Below are 17,168 nucleotides of genomic sequence, written 5' to 3'. Positions count from 1 at the left end.
CGGCGGCATCATCCTTTGACACCCCCGCTGGTCATGCCCGCCACGATGTAGCGCTGCACGAGAAGGTAGAAGACGACCGCCGGAAGCGTATAGGTCAGCCCCACGGCCGTGACGGTATCCATAGGTGTGGACAATTCCCCTACGAAACTGGCCAGCCCTACCGAGGCGACCTTGAGGGATTCATCCGAAATGAAGGTCTGCGCGAAGACATATTCATTCCAGCCCTGAAAGAAGGCGATCACCGTGACCGCGGCCAGTGTCGGGGCGATCAGCGGAAGCACGATCGTCAGCACGATCCCAACGCGGGAGCAGCCATCGATCCGCGCGGCTTCCTCGATTTCGGTCGGGATGCCGTCGATGGCGCCCTTCAGGATCCAGGTGACCACCGGCACGGCAAAAGCGGTATTCGCAAGGATCAGCCCGGTCAGGCTGTCCAGCAGCGCGAAACGCGAGAAGATGTCGTATAGCGGCACGACCAGCATCGCCTCGGGCAGCATCTGGGTCACGAACAGGCCCAGCGCCAGCAGCAGCTTGCCGCGAAAGCTCATCCGCGACAATGCATAGGCAGGCAGGATCGCAAGCAGCAGCGACAGCGCCGTCGTTCCAAGCGCAATGATCAGGCTGTTACCAAGCCAAGTCAGCAGCGGGGTCGAGACAAGCGCGCGAGCATAAGTGCCAATCTGCGCCGGATCGGGCAGCAGGCGGGGACTGCCGGCGAAAAGCTCCTCCGAAGAGGTCATCGAGGTAACCGCCATCCAGTAAACCGGAAAGGCGGCTATTCCCAAAACCGCCAGAACGGCAAGGATGCGAAAATGGAAGGCCCAGGATCGGTTCATCTTATTTCCCCGCTGCCCGGTCGGCACGTGCCGACAACCAGAAATAGATGAAGGTCACAACCAGCGCGGTGCAGACACCGATGACGCCGACAGCCGCCGCATGACCGAGATCCAGATAAACGAAGGCGCGGCGATACAGATCGATGACCAGCGTGTTCGTCTCGCCCAGAGGACCGCCTTGGGTCATCACCCAGATCACATCGAACCGGCGCAGGGACCACACGGTCAGCAGCAGCGCAAGAATCGCGACCGTGGGCCTGATCGTCGGCCAGACGACGGCCTTGAAGACGCTTAGTTTATCGGCCCCATCGATAATCGCGGCTTCCCGCAGCTCGGACTGGACGCCCTGAAGCGCCGACAGGATGACGACCGATGAAAAGGGAAATATCTGCCAGATCGTCGTGAAAAGAACCGCTGGAAGCGCCCGCTGCGGATCGTCCAGCCAGTTGATCGGTTCGGCACTGATGCCCAGCCCGGACAGGATGTCATTGAAGATACCGAATTGCGCATTGAACATCCAGATGAAAATCAAAGCGACTGCGACCGGCGGAGCGGCCCATGGAATGGTGACAAGCGCGCGGGCAATTCCACGCCCCCGGAAATTAAAATCCAGAAGCAGCGCCACCAGCAGGCCAAGACCGACTCCGCCGGATACACAGATCACGGTATAGATTGCGGTGATGCGCAGTACTTTGTGAAATTCGGGATCTCCCAGCACGTCACGATAATTGTCGAGACCGACGAATTCGCGAAGAGACGGATCCAGCAATGATGTATAGGTCGTGCTGAGGATAAATTCCTGCATCAGAGGGTATGCATGGAAGATCAGCAGGTAAGCCGCCAGAGGAGCAATGAAGGCATAGGGCAGGAAACGCGCCGGATCCTTGCGCCTTGTCTGAATCTTCACCGAATTGCGCATAATGCCAAAGGTCCGTGAGCGAGGGTACGAAAATCAATTCTGCAAGGATTGGCAGGCCCTGTTGCCAAGGCTCGCCAGCCGCTTTCAACGCCGGAGCATGCGGGTTTCAACATGCTCCTGGACCCGATCCATCGCGTCCTGCGGGCTGACCCCGCCCTGAAGCACCCGCAGCACCTGCTCGACCACGATCTGCTGAATTTCGGGCGATTTCTCTTCCAGCCCCTGGGCAAGCGCCGGAACAGAATTCGGGGTCTGCGCATCATAGGCGGCAAGCCATGGATTAGCGGCCAGTTCCTCGTCGCTACGCTCGACTACCGTTGCGACATTCGCCGCACCCAGAAGCTGCTGCAACTCCTGCTGCTGTTCCGGCTCTAGCGCCCATTTCAAAAACGTTCCGGCCGCGTCTGGCGCCTTGGTGTTGGCGTTGATCGTTACAGGCGCAAGAATCATCCCCTGTTCGGGATGCGGAAAGGGTGAGGCAGAGGCGTGGATCGGCTTACCGGCACCCTGCGCGGTCAGGATCGTGGCGACGCCGCCATTGTCGATCTCCATCGCAACCCGGCCTTCCCAGAACATCCGCCGGTAGGTCGCGGCATCGGTTCCGCGCGGGATCACTTCGGCATCGTATACCTGCTTGTAGGCCTCGATTCCCGCAACCACCTCGGGACTGTTGAAAGTGGGCGTACCATCGGGAAGCGACCAGCGCCCACCGAAGCCGTAAACGAAATTAGTAACATCATACCAGACACCGCCGCGTTCCGCCATTGTTGCTCGATACGCAAAACCGTAATTGTCGTTACCTGTCGCGGCCTTGGCATATTCCAGAAATTCGTCGATATCCTTCGGAGGCTCTCCGCCAGGAAGCAGATCGGCATTGTAGATCAACGCGTAATTGGCGCTGTCGAAAACCACCCCGAAGCGCGTATCGTCCACCTTCATATAGGCATCGGCGCTGGTGAAGTCATATTGCGCATCATCGATGACGTCATCCATCGGAAGCAACCGGCCGGCATTTGCCGCCGCGTAAAATTCCGGCAGATCGAACCTGACCAGATCAGGCCCCGCGCCCCCGCCCATCTGGGTAAAAATCGTCGAAGCATAGGAAGAGAACGGGATAGTGATGGGCTGGACCTCGATCTCGTCCTGACTGCCATTGAATTTCGCAACCCACTCGCGCAGCGCGTCACCGCGCCCCACCTCGGCAAAATGCGACGCCGAGAATGTGATCACGGTCTTCTCCTGCGCCGACACCTGGGTCAGCGACAAAGCGATGGCAGCAGTGCCGATTACAGGCACCATCCGGTATCCGCTTAATTTCTTAATCATGTTTCCCCCCTTGCATTTGGCGAGACGCAATTTTCAGGCAGAACACCAGATCACGACCTTGTTGCCACCTCGCATCCTGCCGTTTAATATTTAAAATTAATTTTTACAAGTAAAATTTTCCTATCTTGCAGAACGGGACAACTTGCAGGAAATGCTGCTATCCAACATGCACCGAGGCCGTCCCGGCCCGGCGTTCAGAATGGTGAGGTAAAAATGACAGCCAGCGAAAATGCAGATGTCGATGCGAGCGGCGGCAAGAAATCTCAGGCCGGCAGCTATGCCGCACCCGCGCTGGAAAAGGGATTGGACATTCTCGAGCTGATCTCGGACTCGCCGCAAGGAATCTCTCAACAGCAGATCGCCAAGCGGCTGAACCGCACCACGACCGAGATTTTCCGCATGCTGAATGTTCTCGAACGGCGGAACTATCTCAGCCGGGACAGCGATGGATCCTATCAGCTGACGCTTAAACTGTTCGAACTGTCACACCGGCATCCGCCGACCAAGCTGCTTTTGCAGGTCGCCCTGCCGTTGATGCAGAAGCTGGCTGAAGACAGTCGGCAATCCGCACATCTCGTCGTTTACCATCAGGGATGCATTCTGGTCATTGCGCAGGTCGACAGCCCGGAACCGCTTAGTTTCGGCGTAAAGCTGGGCACCCATTTCGTGATGAAGCCGGAACGAACCTCTGCCCTGGTCCTGACGGCATTCGCGCAAAGCACAAGTGCCGCTCAGATGACCAAGGAAATGCTCCAGAATGATGATTCCGGGCTGACTGCGGAAGAACTCAAGCAGAAACTTCACGGCATCCGGGCCACAGGGCATTACATGAACCCCAGTCAGACAACGGCCGGGGTCGTTGACGTCAGTTGCCCGATCTTCGGGTTGAATGGCACAACGGTCGCGGCACTTACTGTCCCCTTTCTCAGCCAGAACAACATCACTGTACAGGTGGAAGACGTCCAGCATATGCTACAGAATACCGCAAATCTGATCTCGGAAGGCATCGGAATGCGCAGGACGTGATTCGGGTGACCCATCCGCCCCGTGACAAGATCGATTGCCAAAAATCAGCGAACGGGCCGCATGTGCTATATCTGCCGGGCACTCAGCCAGAAATGTCGGGAGTTTCTCTGGCTCATAACCAGCATGCATTGCTCTGTACACTGGCCTGAGGTCAAGCCCTACAGAGGCGGTCCCGCCGCCACTGGCCAGGCAAGGAAACGCATATAAAACGATTCGCCCTCTTACAACAGGGCCCTGCAACGGCAGGGCTCTGATCAATCGGATGTTCTACTCAACCCCGCTCGCAACATACGCCTGTACATTGTCGTTCGTCCTATTCCCAAAATACGCGCCGCTTCCGAGACTTTCCCTCCGGAACGAGCAAGAGCGCGCAGCAAAACGGCGCGATCAGTCATATTCAAAGTGAGCTCCGGGTTATCCTCATTGAACTCTAAAAGCTCCGCTGCGGGAATATTCCTGATGTCCCCTTCCACATCCAGATTCAAAGCGCGACGCGCGGTGCGGGTCGCGCCGATGGCAATATCGTCCTTATCCACAGCCAGAAGTGCTGCCGGATCACCGCCGTCTTTCGAGATGGAAATAACCCGAGAATTCGGATGAGAGGCCCGAAAATACATTGCCTCGATGATCTTGGAGATATGCGTGATCTGCGACAGAATAAGCCGATTATATTGTATATTCTGCTCGCAGCGGGTTGAGGTAACATCAAGAACCGCAAGCGGTCGCCCATCCGGTCCCCAGATAGGTGTGCTCATACAGGACAGATCGATATTGCGCGCCCGGAAATGTTCATCCTGGTGAATGGAAATCCTGCGCTTTTCCACCAGGCAGGAGCCAATTCCGTTCGTTCCCTGTGCCGCTTCGGACCAATCGGCGCCATTCCAAAGGTCCCATTCCTGAAACTGAACACTGTCGGAATCATGCACACGGTGGTCAATCACAACGCCTTCGGCATCTGTCAGAAGAATGCCTTGCCCGTCCCTGCCCACCAATTTGAAAAGCTGATCAAGCTGAGGGGCTGCGATATTCAGAAATGCCCCTAACGCTTCTTGTCGCAATGACAATTCGGATTGTGTCAATCGTTCCGGGCGATAATCATCCGCAGGATCAATGCCATATTTCAGCATCGACCGCCGCCAGGATGCTGTCAGCCCAGATCCCGCAAGCGATGAGCTACAGTTTTTTAAGACCTCTGAAACGTGTTTTTTTTAAACATAACCAACCACCGTGAACTACCTGGCACTTGTCGATGTTTCCGACAAATCAGTGCGATGGGCAAGAAGATCGATAATATTTGATCTATTTTCCATATCGTCACCTAACGTTTTTCCATAACTTGTTTCGAAAATGGAACATCTCATAAAAATGTCTCTCCCCCGTCACGTCATTAAAATGACAGGCGAATGCGCAAAGCACAGTGCCTGCGCAACGGGATCGTCGCTGGCATCCCGGCGGCCGAAGGCTTTATGTCCCGCAAATCTCCTGATAAGCTCACCGCCGGTGCGGTTCCCCTGCCGGGGTCTGGCCGCGATTATTCCGAACAATTGTTTTTGCTGACCGATCATGAAAATTGACCCCACCTCGTTGCCTGATGTCTTTGTCTCCGAACCTGTCAGGTTCGGTGATGCCCGGGGCTGGTTCTCGGAAACCTGGAATGCGGCACAAATGGCTTCGGCCGGTTTCGATCTTCCCTTCGTGCAGGACAATCATTCCTTCTCGGCGGCACAATACACGCTGCGCGGTCTGCATTACCAAAGCCCGCCTCATGCGCAGGATAAGCTGGTGCGTTGCAGCCGTGGGGCGATTTTCGACGTGGCGGTCGATATCCGCCTTGGCTCGCCGCATTACGGCCGATGGACCGGGGTCGAGCTAAGCGCCGGAAACATGCGGCAGTTCCTGGTGCCGAAAGGCTTCCTGCATGGGTTTCTGACCCTGACCCCGGATTGCGAGGTGCAGTATAAATGCACCGATTTCTATGCCCCGGATTGCGATGGCGCCATTCGCTGGGATGATCCCGATATCGGCATCGACTGGCCGCTGCCATCGGGCGTGCAGCCCGTGCTTTCCACCAAGGACAGCGCCGCCCCCCAACTGGCCGGCTTCGATACCCCCTTCACATGGACGATGACGAAATGAAGCTGCTGATCACCGGCGGAGCCGGATTTATCGGATCCGCTGTAGTCCGGTTGGCAATCGCGCGGGGCCATCACGTCGTCAATCTGGATGCGCTTACCTATGCCGCCTGCCTTGAAAATGTGGCAAACGTCGCCGAAAGCCCGCTTTACGCCTTCGAGCAGGCCGATATCCGCGACCGGGTGGCGCTTGACCGGATTTTCATCACGCATCGCCCCGACGCGGTGATGCACCTGGCCGCCGAAAGCCATGTCGACCGCTCGATCGACGGGCCGGGCGCTTTCGTCGAGACGAATATCACCGGCACCTATAACATGCTGGAGACCGCGCGCGATTTCTGGGTGAGCGAAGGTCGGCCCGAAGGATTTCGCTTCCATCATATCTCGACGGATGAGGTTTTCGGTTCCCTGCCGAACGATCCTTTGGTGAAGTTCACCGAGGATACCGCCTATGATCCGCGCAGCCCCTATTCGGCATCTAAAGCGGCTTCGGATCATCTGGTCAGGGCCTGGCATGAAACCTATGGCCTGCCGGTTGTCCTGACCAATTGTTCGAATAATTATGGACCCTATCATTTCCCCGAAAAGCTAATTCCGGTGATCATCCTGAATGCCCTGGCCGGCAAGCCATTGCCCATCTACGGGGATGGTTCGAACATCCGCGACTGGCTTTTCGTCGAGGATCATGCCGATGCGCTTCTGCTGGTGGTGGAGAAAGGCCGCGTCGGCCGCAGCTATAATATCGGTGGCGAGAATGAGCGGACCAATCTGGAGCTCGTGCAGACGCTTTGCGCGATCCTTGATGAAAAGCGGCCGAAGGCGCAGGGGTCTTACGCGGACCAGATCACCTTTGTCACCGATCGTCCCGGCCATGATGCCCGCTATGCGATCGCGCCCGGACGTATCCGCGAGGAACTGGGATGGCAGCCCTCGGTCACGGTCGAGGAAGGGCTTGCGCGGACTGTGCAATGGTATCTGGACAATGAGGACTGGTGGAAACCGTTACAGGCCCGTAAGGGGATCGGTGAAAGGCTGGGGGTGAAGGCGTGACCAGCGGGAAGACCTGCGGCCCTGCGGATGGGATCGGAGAACCCGCATGAAGCTTCTTGTCTTTGGCTGCAGCGGGCAGGTTGCCACTGAATTGCAGCATCTGCGGCCCGAAGCCCTGTTTCTGGGCCGACAGGATGCCGATCTGTCGGATCCCCTGGCTTGTGCCGCCGCAATCCGTGTCCATGCGCCGCAAGCCGTGATCAATGCCGCGGCCTGGACTGCGGTGGACAGGGCCGAGGCCGAGGAAGCTGCGGCGACTGTGGTAAATGGGGACGCTCCTGCCGCCATGGCGGCGGAATGCGCCGATCTGGGGATTCCCTTCATCCAGATTTCCACCGATTACGTTTTCGGCGGCAACGGTGAAGCGCCCTTTGCTCCCGATAGCCCGACATGCCCATTGGGCGCCTATGGCCGCTCGAAACTTCGGGGCGAGGAAGCTGTCCGGATGGCCGGAGGGATCCATGCCATCCTGCGTACCTCTTGGGTCTTCTCCGCCCATGGCAATAATTTCCTGAAAACCATGCTGCGGCTTGGGCGCGAGCGTGACAGCCTGACCGTCGTGGCCGACCAGATCGGTGGACCTACCCCGGCGCGCGCCATCGCGAATGCCTGTCTGACCATCGCGGAACAACTTGCAACAGCGCCCGGAAAATCCGGAACCTATCACCTTTCGGGGGCGCCCGATACGTCCTGGGCCGACTTTGCCCGCGAGATCATGGCGCAGGCCGGACTGGATTGCACGATAAAGGATATCCCAAGCTCGGAATATCCTACCCCGGCGAAACGGCCGCTCAATTCCCGGCTGGACTGTTCGGGCCTTGCCGGTTTTGGACTTGACCGCCCTGACTGGAAACAGGCAGTCCATGAGACGTTAACCGAACTCGAGGCGATCCGATGACAACAGCTCCCTTTCCGGCCCGCAAGGGCATAGTCCTTGCCGGCGGATCGGGCACACGGCTTTACCCGATCACCATCGGCGTGTCGAAGCAACTTCTGCCGGTCTATGACAAGCCGATGATCTATTATCCGCTTTCCGTACTGATGCTGGCCGGCATCCGCGAGATTGCCATCATCACCACGCCTCATGATCAGGAACAGTTCCGTCGCACTCTGGGGGATGGCAGCCAGTGGGGCATCGGCCTGACCTGGCTGGTTCAGGATAGCCCCGACGGGCTTGCCCAAGCCTATCTTCTGGCCGAGGATTTCCTTGCCGGCGACGCTTCGGCGATGATTCTCGGGGACAACATGTTCTTCGGACATGGCCTGACCGAGCAGATGGAGACTGCTACGGCCCATCAGACCGGCGCCACCGTCTTTGGCTATCGCGTCTCGGATCCGGAACGCTATGGTGTGGTGGGATTCGATGCAGCCGGAAAGGTCGAAAGCATTGTCGAGAAACCGGCGAAACCGGCCTCGAACTATGCCGTTACCGGGCTGTATTTCATGGATGGAACGGCCCCGCAAAAGGCAAGATCGATCAAGCCCTCGGCCCGGGGTGAACTGGAGATCACCTCGCTTCTGGAACTCTATCTGGCCGAGGACAGGTTGATGGTGGAACTTATGGGGCGCGGCTATGCTTGGTTCGACACCGGGACGCATGGAAGCCTGCTTGATGCCGGGAATTTCGTCCGCACCCTGGAATTGCGTCAGGGCCTGCAGGTCGGAAGTCTTGACGAGATCGCTTTTGAAAAAGGCTGGATCAGTGCTGCCGTTCTGCGTGAACGCGCGGCATTTTTCGGCAAGAATGAATATGGCGCCTATCTGTCGGGCCTTATTCGGACATAAGATCCGGGAACTACAGGAGGGGCACATGTCGGAAATCACCTGGGATCTGAACCAACTGACCGAAGGCCCGGCCTGGCGTGGTGCGGTTGACGGATTCACCGATGAATGGATTTATGGCTGGGTGCTATCGGCCTCCGAGCCTCAACAGCCGATCGAGCTGGAGATTTCCCTGTTTGGCGAACCCGTCCTGACCACGGTCAGCACCATCTTTCGCGAAGATATCGCCGGGCTGTTGAAACGGCCGGTCCGTGCGGGCTTTTCCGTTCCTTTGCGCGACATGACGCAACCGGCCGCGCAACGGCTGCTGGATCACCTTCGCAAGGCCGGACCGGGCGAAGCCCGGATTGCCGATATCTTGCGCATCGAAATCCGCGGCACGGGCCTTGCCTTGCCGTTTTCTTCCAATCTGGCCGGGATCGACCGGGGGCTTTTGCAGCGCATCGTTACCCGCCGCGCCAACGGAGTTCCCAAGCGCGAGGAGGATCTGCTGCGCCAGCGCGGCCGCCTGCTTGAATCGACTTTGGACAACGCACCTGCATCCGCGCCGGTAATGGTGCTGGCCTTCTATCGATCGCAATTCTATCCCTATGCATTGCATGATGGCTGGTATGGCCGGGACACAACCGATTGGGCGGATGTCGCTGCCGCGCGTCCTCTATTTGACGGGCACGCCCAGCCCAGATTGCCGGGAAACGGCGGTTTTTACGATCTGCGGGTCGATGCAGTTCAGCAAAGCCAGATCGCGATTGCAAAAGATCATGGGCTGAGCGGGTTTTGCTATGACTATCACTGGGCCGCCGGGCAGGCCCGGATGACCCTGCCCATCGACCGCCACGTCACGCAGGATTACGATTTTGGCTTCTGCCTGTGCTGGGCGAATGAAGGCCGGTTGCGCGCGCCCTCGGGTGAAGATGGGGAAACCGTCTCGCCGCATGCGCATAGTTATAGCGACGATAATGATTTCATCCGGTCCTGCCTGAAATATTTCCGGTCGCCGCGTTATATCAGCATTGACGACGCCCCGCTTCTTCTGATCCGCGGCATTTCATCCCTGAAAAGCCCTCCCGAAACCATTCGCCGATGGCGCGAGATCATGCGGAACGAAGGATTCCCGGATCTGCATGTCTGTATCGTCGAAACCGAGCCCGATATGAATCCGCATGATTACGGCGGCGACAGCAGCTGTCAGTATCCGCCTGTCGGCCTTGCGGCGACTGCGGGAGAGCAGAGCGAACCTGGTATGGCTCCGGGATGGCAGGGCGACATCCAGGACTATGCCGATGCTGTGCAAGGCGAGATTTCCCGGCCAGCGGCCGGGCATATGCGCTTCCGGACCGCCATGCCGGGCTGGGACGATACGCCCCGTTATGGCCTTCGGGGAACTGTTTTCACTGGCGCGCGGCCAGAATTGTTTGGCCTGTGGATGCGTCATCTGGCTGCCGAGGCGCGCGACCAACTGCCCGAAGGGCAGCGCTTCGTCTTTGTCAGATCGTGGAATGACTGGGCCAGCGGCGCCTGTCTGGAACCCGATCGCCAAAGCGGGACACAGGCCCTGACTGCGATGCGCGACGCCCTTACGCCAAAGGCGCTTGCGCTTGCACCACTGCGGCCACCACCCGATGGGCAGCCCGATCCCTTGGCGGAAACCCGACGCTGCGTTGAAAGCCTTATCGCTGCCAATCGGGCGCTTGACGCTCTGGTCGCGCGGCGTGGCCGGGGGTTTTGGGGCGGCGACGCCTCGGTCTTCGTTCCTGTCGCGGCACCGCTGATGAAAGTCGAACGGCAAACGGGCCAGCCAACTGGAATCGACATGCTGAACGGTCATCCGGTCAGAACCGGAACCGACCTGCCCGTTGCACGCTGGCAGGGGCTTGCAATGCGCGGCTGGTTCCTGATCGGCGGGCGCGGTGCGGCAACGGCGATGATCGCCCTGCGTGACACAGAAGCGCCCGAGCGCCGCTATGTCGCGGCAATCCATAATCGTGAAGACCGCCCGGATGTGGTTGCGGCCCTGTCGCTGGATTCCGGCGCAAAGGATTGCGGCTTTACGCTTAATGCCAGCTTCAAAGATGTGCCGGCCGGACGCTATGAGGTGGAATTCCTGATCCCGGATCCCTACCGCCCGAAACACGCCCTGGCGGTCTGCCCGGATATCGTTCTGCTGGTGGGCTAGGCTCATGACGGCAGATCCTCTTGTCAGCGTTGTTGTGCCGACTTATTGCCACGCGGGCTATCTGGCCGATTGCCTGCAATCGATCCACGATCAGACTTATGACGCGCTGGAGCTGGTTCTGATCGATGATTGCTCGACCGACGAAACCTGGGAGCGCGCGCAGGATCTGCTGTCCGGCCCGCTCGCGCAGCGGTTTCGAAACACGATCCTGTTGCGCAATGAACACAATCTGGGCGCGCATGCCACGATCAACCGCGCCATCGCCGCCGCGCAGGGCAACCATCTTTCGCTGATCAATTCCGATGATCGTTATCATCCCGACCGGATCGCGACATTGATGGCAGCGCTGGCGGATACCGGTTCGGAAATCGGATTTTCGCTGGTCGAGGTGCTGGCCGAGGCGGATCCCGCCGCCGAGATAGACGAATTCTTCCGTCTCTTCGCGCTGCGGCAGCTTTTTGCATTTGATCGCGATCCCACTACCGGTTTCGCATTGATGCGGGCCAATGTCGCGATCTCCACCGGCAATCTTCTGTTCACACGCAATCTCTACCAACAGGCCGGCCCGTTCCAGCCGCTGAAATATTGTCATGACTGGGATTTCCTGCTGCAGGCGCTCTTTTTCACCGAGCCGGTCGTAGTCCAGGAACCGCATTATTTTTACCGGCTGCATGACACGAATTCCTTCTCGTCACTGGGTCATGTCACCTCGATCGAACTGGAAGAGACGACCCGCCGTTTTCTGCGCCGTGGATTGCAGGGCAAACCATCGCCCAACCCACTTTTCCCCTGCGAGGCGAACTGGCCGGGCTATTTCGAGCATGTTCTGCGCGAATGCGGTTATGAGGGCCATATGCGGCGCGAAAAGGATGGGGGCGCCGCAGGCTTTCCCTTTGCACCCAAGCTGATCAACCCTACCGGCTGACAACAAGAATGCCCTGCGGCAGATGACGGCTGCGGCCCGGTTTTGCGATATGTTGTGGATCCTTTCAACCGTATCCACTAAGCAGAAGCTGCCTTGCAGCAATGACCGCCACGTGATGGAGTGACAGAGTGAACGGGGTAGGAAATGTCTTCCAGAAACTCTGAAAAAAGCGAGCTCCTCGCATCCGGCCTGTTCGATCCTGACTGGTATCTTGAACGCAATGGCGACGTCAAATTGCTGGGGATGGATCCGCTGGAACATTATCTCTGGCTTGGCCATCGGCTTAACCGAAGCCCCGGTCCGAAATTTGATAGCGACCGATATCTGCGCATCAACAGCGATGTCGCGCGGCACAAGCTCAATCCGGTTCTGCATTATATCCGCCATGGCCGGGCCGAGGGCCGGCAGGCGTTCGAGGTTTCCGCCGCCGGAGCGGTCACCACGGGAGCAGTCCCGGGATTGCGCCGGGTAGCGGGCGGCGTCGCAACACGCCCGGGCCGGCCTGTGGTCATGCTGTGCAGTCACATAGCGGGTGACAAGCTTTTCGGCGGTGAGCGCAGCCTGCTTGACATGCTGGACGGTCTGAATGCGCTTGATTTCAATGTGATCGTGACCGTGCCGGGCGCCGATAATCCGGCTTATTTCGAAACCCTGCGCACGAAATCCGTCGCCGCTTACATCCTGTCCTATGGCTGGTGGCGCGACGGCACACCGGTGAATGACGCAGTGACGGCGCAATTTTCCCGGATTATCGCCGATGAAACCGTGGATGTGGTCCATACCAATACCATCGTCCTGCGCGAACCGCTGATTGCGGCAAGGCGGATGGGTGTCAGGAGTATCATCCATGTGCGCGAGTTGATCCGCCATGATGACGCCTTGCTGAACATGATCGGTGAATCCGCCGACGCGATCGTCGAGAAGGTATGGAACAGCTGCGACCGCGTGATCGTGAACTCCATGGCAACACTTTCGGGCTTTGCGCAGCCCGGTCGTGAAGCGGCTCTGGTGTACAATACCGTCGATTTCAGAGAACTGGCGCATCTGTCACCTGCGACGGCAGGTGACGGGCTTCGTGTTGGCCTGATCAGCTCGAATCTTCCCAAGAAAGGGCTTTGGGATTTCGTGCGTGTGGCACAGGAACTGGCCGCCCTGCCAGAGATATCCTTCCGTCTGATCGGCCCGGAAAATGAGCATACGGCCATTATCGCCGCGAAGATCCAGGCGGGCGAGCTTTCCGCCAATCTCAGGCTTATTGGCTACCGTGAAACCCCTGCACAGGCGGTCGCGGAAACCGATATCGTCCTCAGCCTGTCGCATTTTCAGGAATCTTTCGGCCGGACGGTACTTGAAGGCATGGCTGCGGGCCGTCCTGCCATCGTCTATGACCATGGTGCGCCGCCTGAATTCGTCGCACATGGGGAAACCGGCTTTGTCGTCCCGGTCGGCGATACAGGGGCCGTGGCCGACACGATCCGCAAGCTGGCTTCGGATCGCGAGGGACTGCGCAGGATGGGTCTGGCGGCCCGGGCAAAGGCTATCGCGCGCTTCGACCGGACTGCCTATATCAACCAGTTGCGCAGCGCCTATGAAGGTCTCGACCATGCACCAGAACCGCAACGCCTCAGGTTGCCGGCCCGCCGGGATCTGACGCCGCAACCGCGGGAGACGATGAAAGTAGCCTATTTCTGCTGGCATTTCCCGGTGCCCTCGGAAACTTTCGTACTCAATGAGCTGCGACTTCTTCGCGAACAGGGCTTCGATGTGCGGGTCTTCTGCAGACAGTCGCCTTATCCGGATTTCAGACCCGATTTCGACATCGAATGGGAGACCGTGCGCGACGCCGCTCATCTGGCCGAACGATTGACCGGGACCGGGCGCAGCATCGTGCATTCCCACTTCGTTTACCCGACCGTGACGGATATGGTCTGGCCGGCTTGCGAGGCGGCGAAGATCCCGTTCACCTTCATCGCTCATGCGCAGGACATTTTCCGCTACCGCAATGACGCGATGAACCGCATCGGCGAGGTGGCGCATTCGGATTGGTGCCGCAAGGTCTTTGTTCCGTCGCGTTTCCATCGCCAGTATCTGGCGGCGCGTAACGTGCCCGACAGCAAGATGATGATCAGCCCGAATGGCTGCGATCCCCGGCTTTACGCCAAGGGCTGGAAGGAAGGGCGAGAGAAGCGCCCCTTCCGGCGGATCATTGCCATCCATCGCTTCACCGAAAAAAAGGGACTGATCCACCTGATCCGGGCTGGGAAGCTTCTGGAACAGGACAATATTCGCATCGAGCTTTACGGCTATGGCGAACTGGAAGAGGTTTACCGAGCAGTCATCGCCGAAGAGGGCATCTCCAATGTCGCGATTTGCGGCCCGGTCAAGGGGCGCGATGCGATGCTGGCACTTTACCGCGAAAGCGATTTGTTCGCATGTCCTTCAGTCCGCGCCGCCGATGGCGACATGGACGGCATCCCGACCGTGCTGATGGAGGCCATGGCTGCGGGCCTGCCGGTGCTGACCACGGATTTGTCGGGGATTCCCGATCTGATCGAGGACGGCATCACCGGCCTTGTCAGCGACGCCACGCCCGAGGCCCTCGCGGCGCGCATCCGGGCCTATTACATGTTGCCTGACGTTGCCGTGGCCGCAATGATCGAGAATGCCGCCGAACGCATTCGCAAGGATTACAATTCCGAACATCTCGTCGATAACCTGATCCGTGTCTGGGCGGGCGAGACCATCGATCTGATGATCGTCAGCTGGAACAACCTCGCCCAGACATCCGAGGTGATCCGACGGCTTTACAAATATACGTCGCTCCCCTTCCATCTGATCATCTGCGACAATGGCAGCGATGCCCCTGCTCTGGCGCAGTTGATGGAACTTTACGGCGAGCGCGACAACATCACGATCCTGCTTAACCGCGACAACGCGATGGTTGGTCCCGGCACCAATCTTTGCCTTGCCGAGGGGAAATCGGATTATGCGATCTATGTCTGCGGCAAGGAAGGCATAACCACCCGCTACGGGTGGGAGACGGCCTTCATTCGTTACATGAACGCCCATCCCCGGGTGGGTCAGGCGGGAACGCTGTGCTACTCGCCCTCTTATCTCTTCGGGCGCGATTACCCCAAGGCTCAGGCTCTCTGGGACAAGTTCCGCAATCAGGAGTTCGCCCTGAACAATCTCGATCGAAGCTTCAGCCATGTGCAGGGCGGCTTCTTCGCGCTGCGCCGGAAAATGATCGATGAGATCGGCGGATTTTCGGACGCGGTTCCGCATAATTCGACCGATGTGGAATTTTCCTATTATGTCGAAAGCTGCGGTTGGGAACTGGGTGAAGTTCCGGGGATAATGTCTCTGTTCAACAAGACGCGCCCCGGGTTATTCCATCGGATTGATGAACATATGGGCGCGCTGCATCCTCCCAGACTTGAAGATCTGCCCGCGCTTGACGCGATCGCGCGATGTGAGGTCTATCACTGCAATGCCTGTGGCAGGCAAAGCGTGGAATTTGTGGATCTCGACGGTGCGGCCGCCTGTCCGGATTGCGGCGCCGACCGGCGCGCGCGCGCGATCCATCGGGTATTGGCGGAATCGATTCTGCTTTATCGCCGCCTGCCCGCATTGGGGGTCAATGTGCCTGCCGCCCTTGAAGCCTTCTGGCGCGAACAGTTTCAGGGACGGGTCTGCAATGCCGAAGAACTGACGCAGGACATCGCCCGGAACGGGCGGATCGATCTGGCGGATTCACGCCTGCAACTTATCCTGCTGAACGATGCGACGGGCGCAATTGACGATGATCGCCTGCTGTCAGAAACCGCGCGGGTACTGGCACCCGGAGGAACCCTGATGATCGCCGGCCGTCATGCTGACGCACCACTGACGTCACGGCTGAGAAAGATGGGGCTCGTTCCGGCCGGCGTCAGGCGCTACATAAGCAGCGTGAGCCATTACGATTGGCTGCCGGTGCTGCTTTATACCCATACTCACCGCAATGCGGCAGCGGCCAAATGACCGGGCGGATTGTCATCACGGGCGGAGCGGGCTTTCTTGGCACGGCGCTTGCACGGCGGCTGCGCTCTGACGGAGACGAGGTCTGCGTGCTTGATCTGCCGGATCGGCTCACTGCGGTGGCAGACTTGCTTGCGGGCGTCGAAACACGCCCCTTCGCCTTTCCGGATATTACCGGGATAGAACAGGCTTTTACCGGTGCCACGGCCCTGGTTCACATGGCCTGCACCACGACACCGGCCTCTTCGATGACTGACATGGCGCGAGATGCGGCCGAGAATATTGCGCCCTCGGTCGCTATATTTCAGGCCGCCGGTCAGGCCGGTATATCGCGGGTGATTTTTGCGTCATCCGGCGGCACGGTCTATGGCGATCCCAAAACCCTGCCGGTGCCGGAAAATGCGGCGGGCGGGGCATTGTCAGGCTATGGCGTCTCGAAGCTTGCCATCGAGAATTACCTGCGCCTTGTGGCCGGAAAGGCAGGCTTTACCGGAATCAGCCTGCGGATCGGCAATCCCTACGGGCGGTTCCAGCTACGCGGCGCCACGGTCGGGATCATTGCCAATTATCTTAGGCATATTCACGCCGGGCGCGCGCCCGAGGTCTGGGGCGATGGCTCCGTCGTGCGGGATTACATTCATATCGATGATGTCACATCGGCGATCTGCATCGCTCTTGCCGCCCCAGAACTTTCTTCGGGATCCTATAATATCGGCTCTGGCACCGGGTATAGTATCAACGATATCTTTGCCGCTATCCGCCGCGTGACCGGCACCGATCTCGCATTGCGATACAAGCCTGCCCGGGGGTTTGACGTCGACGCCATCGTACTTGACACGACCGAGTTTCGGCGGGTGACGCGCTGGTCACCGCAGGTAGGGCTCGAGACCGGAATCACGGAGCTCTGGAATATCCTGCGGGAACGGAAGGAATGAGAATGACAAAACTGATCATCCATGCGGGATGCCACCACGGCGAC

The 17,168-nt window shown here is 58.8% G+C and carries 14 protein-coding genes; 10 read left to right on the top strand and 4 right to left on the bottom strand.

The genetic code is table 11. The features are described from left to right. Window positions 1-8 precede the first annotated feature (8 nt). The 3 genes from Q0601_RS12635 to Q0601_RS12625 form a co-directional block, all read right to left on the bottom strand. A complete protein-coding gene (locus tag Q0601_RS12635; protein WP_305290199.1) occupies window positions 9-836 on the bottom strand; it encodes a carbohydrate ABC transporter permease in 828 nt (275 codons plus the stop codon). Between the two features lies 1 nt (window position 837). Further along, window positions 838-1,743, bottom strand: a complete 906-nt coding sequence (locus tag Q0601_RS12630) for a carbohydrate ABC transporter permease (RefSeq protein ID WP_305290198.1) — start codon at window positions 1,741-1,743, stop codon at window positions 838-840. A gap of 96 nt (window positions 1,744-1,839) precedes the next feature. Next, window positions 1,840-3,081, bottom strand: a complete 1,242-nt coding sequence (locus Q0601_RS12625; protein WP_305290197.1) for an extracellular solute-binding protein — start codon at window positions 3,079-3,081, stop codon at window positions 1,840-1,842. A 213-nt stretch (window positions 3,082-3,294) separates the two neighbouring features. Between Q0601_RS12625 and Q0601_RS12620 the strand changes: the two genes are divergently transcribed. Then, a complete protein-coding gene (locus Q0601_RS12620; protein ID WP_305290196.1) occupies window positions 3,295-4,107 on the top strand; it encodes an IclR family transcriptional regulator in 813 nt (270 codons plus the stop codon). A 254-nt stretch (window positions 4,108-4,361) separates the two neighbouring features. Here the strand turns inward: Q0601_RS12620 and Q0601_RS12615 are convergent, their stop codons facing one another. Beyond that, the gene (locus tag Q0601_RS12615; RefSeq protein ID WP_305290195.1) at window positions 4,362-5,234 is read right to left on the bottom strand and encodes a helix-turn-helix domain-containing protein; all 873 of its coding nucleotides are present in this window, start codon (window positions 5,232-5,234) and stop codon (window positions 4,362-4,364) included. 276 nt (window positions 5,235-5,510) lie between these two features. Here Q0601_RS12615 and Q0601_RS12610 point away from each other — a divergent pair, with 276 nt between their 5' ends. The 9 genes from Q0601_RS12610 to Q0601_RS12570 all read left to right on the top strand — a co-directional run bounded on the left by Q0601_RS12610 (window position 5,511) and on the right by Q0601_RS12570 (window position 17,124). Continuing rightward, window positions 5,511-5,681 (top strand): hypothetical protein, encoded by a 171-nt coding sequence (locus Q0601_RS12610; protein ID WP_305290194.1) that lies wholly within the window; start codon window positions 5,511-5,513, stop codon window positions 5,679-5,681. Further along, window positions 5,671-6,243 carry a dTDP-4-dehydrorhamnose 3,5-epimerase gene (gene rfbC, locus Q0601_RS12605; RefSeq protein WP_305290193.1) on the top strand — a complete coding sequence of 191 codons (573 nt, stop codon included), beginning with the start codon at window positions 5,671-5,673 and terminating at the stop codon, window positions 6,241-6,243. The genes Q0601_RS12610 and rfbC overlap by 11 nt, the downstream gene beginning before the upstream one ends. Next, window positions 6,240-7,289, top strand: coding sequence for a dTDP-glucose 4,6-dehydratase (gene rfbB, locus Q0601_RS12600; RefSeq protein ID WP_305290192.1), 1,050 nt, complete (start codon window positions 6,240-6,242; stop codon window positions 7,287-7,289). The genes rfbC and rfbB overlap by 4 nt, the downstream gene beginning before the upstream one ends. Before the next feature lie 46 nt (window positions 7,290-7,335). Next, window positions 7,336-8,187 (top strand): dTDP-4-dehydrorhamnose reductase, encoded by an 852-nt coding sequence (gene rfbD / locus Q0601_RS12595; protein WP_305290191.1) that lies wholly within the window; start codon window positions 7,336-7,338, stop codon window positions 8,185-8,187. After that, a complete protein-coding gene (gene rfbA / locus Q0601_RS12590) occupies window positions 8,184-9,074 on the top strand; it encodes a glucose-1-phosphate thymidylyltransferase RfbA (protein WP_305290190.1) in 891 nt (296 codons plus the stop codon). Before rfbD ends, rfbA begins: the two co-directional genes overlap by 4 nt. A gap of 25 nt (window positions 9,075-9,099) precedes the next feature. After that, on the top strand, window positions 9,100-11,247 hold the full coding sequence (locus Q0601_RS12585; protein ID WP_305290189.1) for a glycosyltransferase WbsX family protein: 2,148 nt from the start codon (window positions 9,100-9,102) through the stop codon (window positions 11,245-11,247). A 4-nt stretch (window positions 11,248-11,251) separates the two neighbouring features. Continuing rightward, window positions 11,252-12,172: a glycosyltransferase family 2 protein gene (locus Q0601_RS12580; RefSeq protein ID WP_305290187.1), complete on the top strand. Its 921-nt coding sequence runs from the start codon at window positions 11,252-11,254 to the stop codon at window positions 12,170-12,172. 144 nt (window positions 12,173-12,316) lie between these two features. After that, entirely contained in the window at window positions 12,317-16,192 is a 3,876-nt protein-coding gene (locus tag Q0601_RS12575) for a glycosyltransferase (RefSeq protein ID WP_305290186.1), read from the top strand. Continuing rightward, window positions 16,189-17,124 (top strand): NAD-dependent epimerase/dehydratase family protein, encoded by a 936-nt coding sequence (locus Q0601_RS12570; RefSeq protein WP_305290185.1) that lies wholly within the window; start codon window positions 16,189-16,191, stop codon window positions 17,122-17,124. The genes Q0601_RS12575 and Q0601_RS12570 overlap by 4 nt, the downstream gene beginning before the upstream one ends. Window positions 17,125-17,168: the final 44 nt, after the last annotated feature.

Origin of the sequence: Paracoccus wurundjeri, from assembly GCF_030678915.1 — a bacterium.
GTDB classification, from domain to species: domain Bacteria; phylum Pseudomonadota; class Alphaproteobacteria; order Rhodobacterales; family Rhodobacteraceae; genus Paracoccus; species Paracoccus onubensis_A.
Note: the sequence above shows the minus strand (reverse complement) of the source record. Positions and strands in the feature narration are given on the sequence as shown.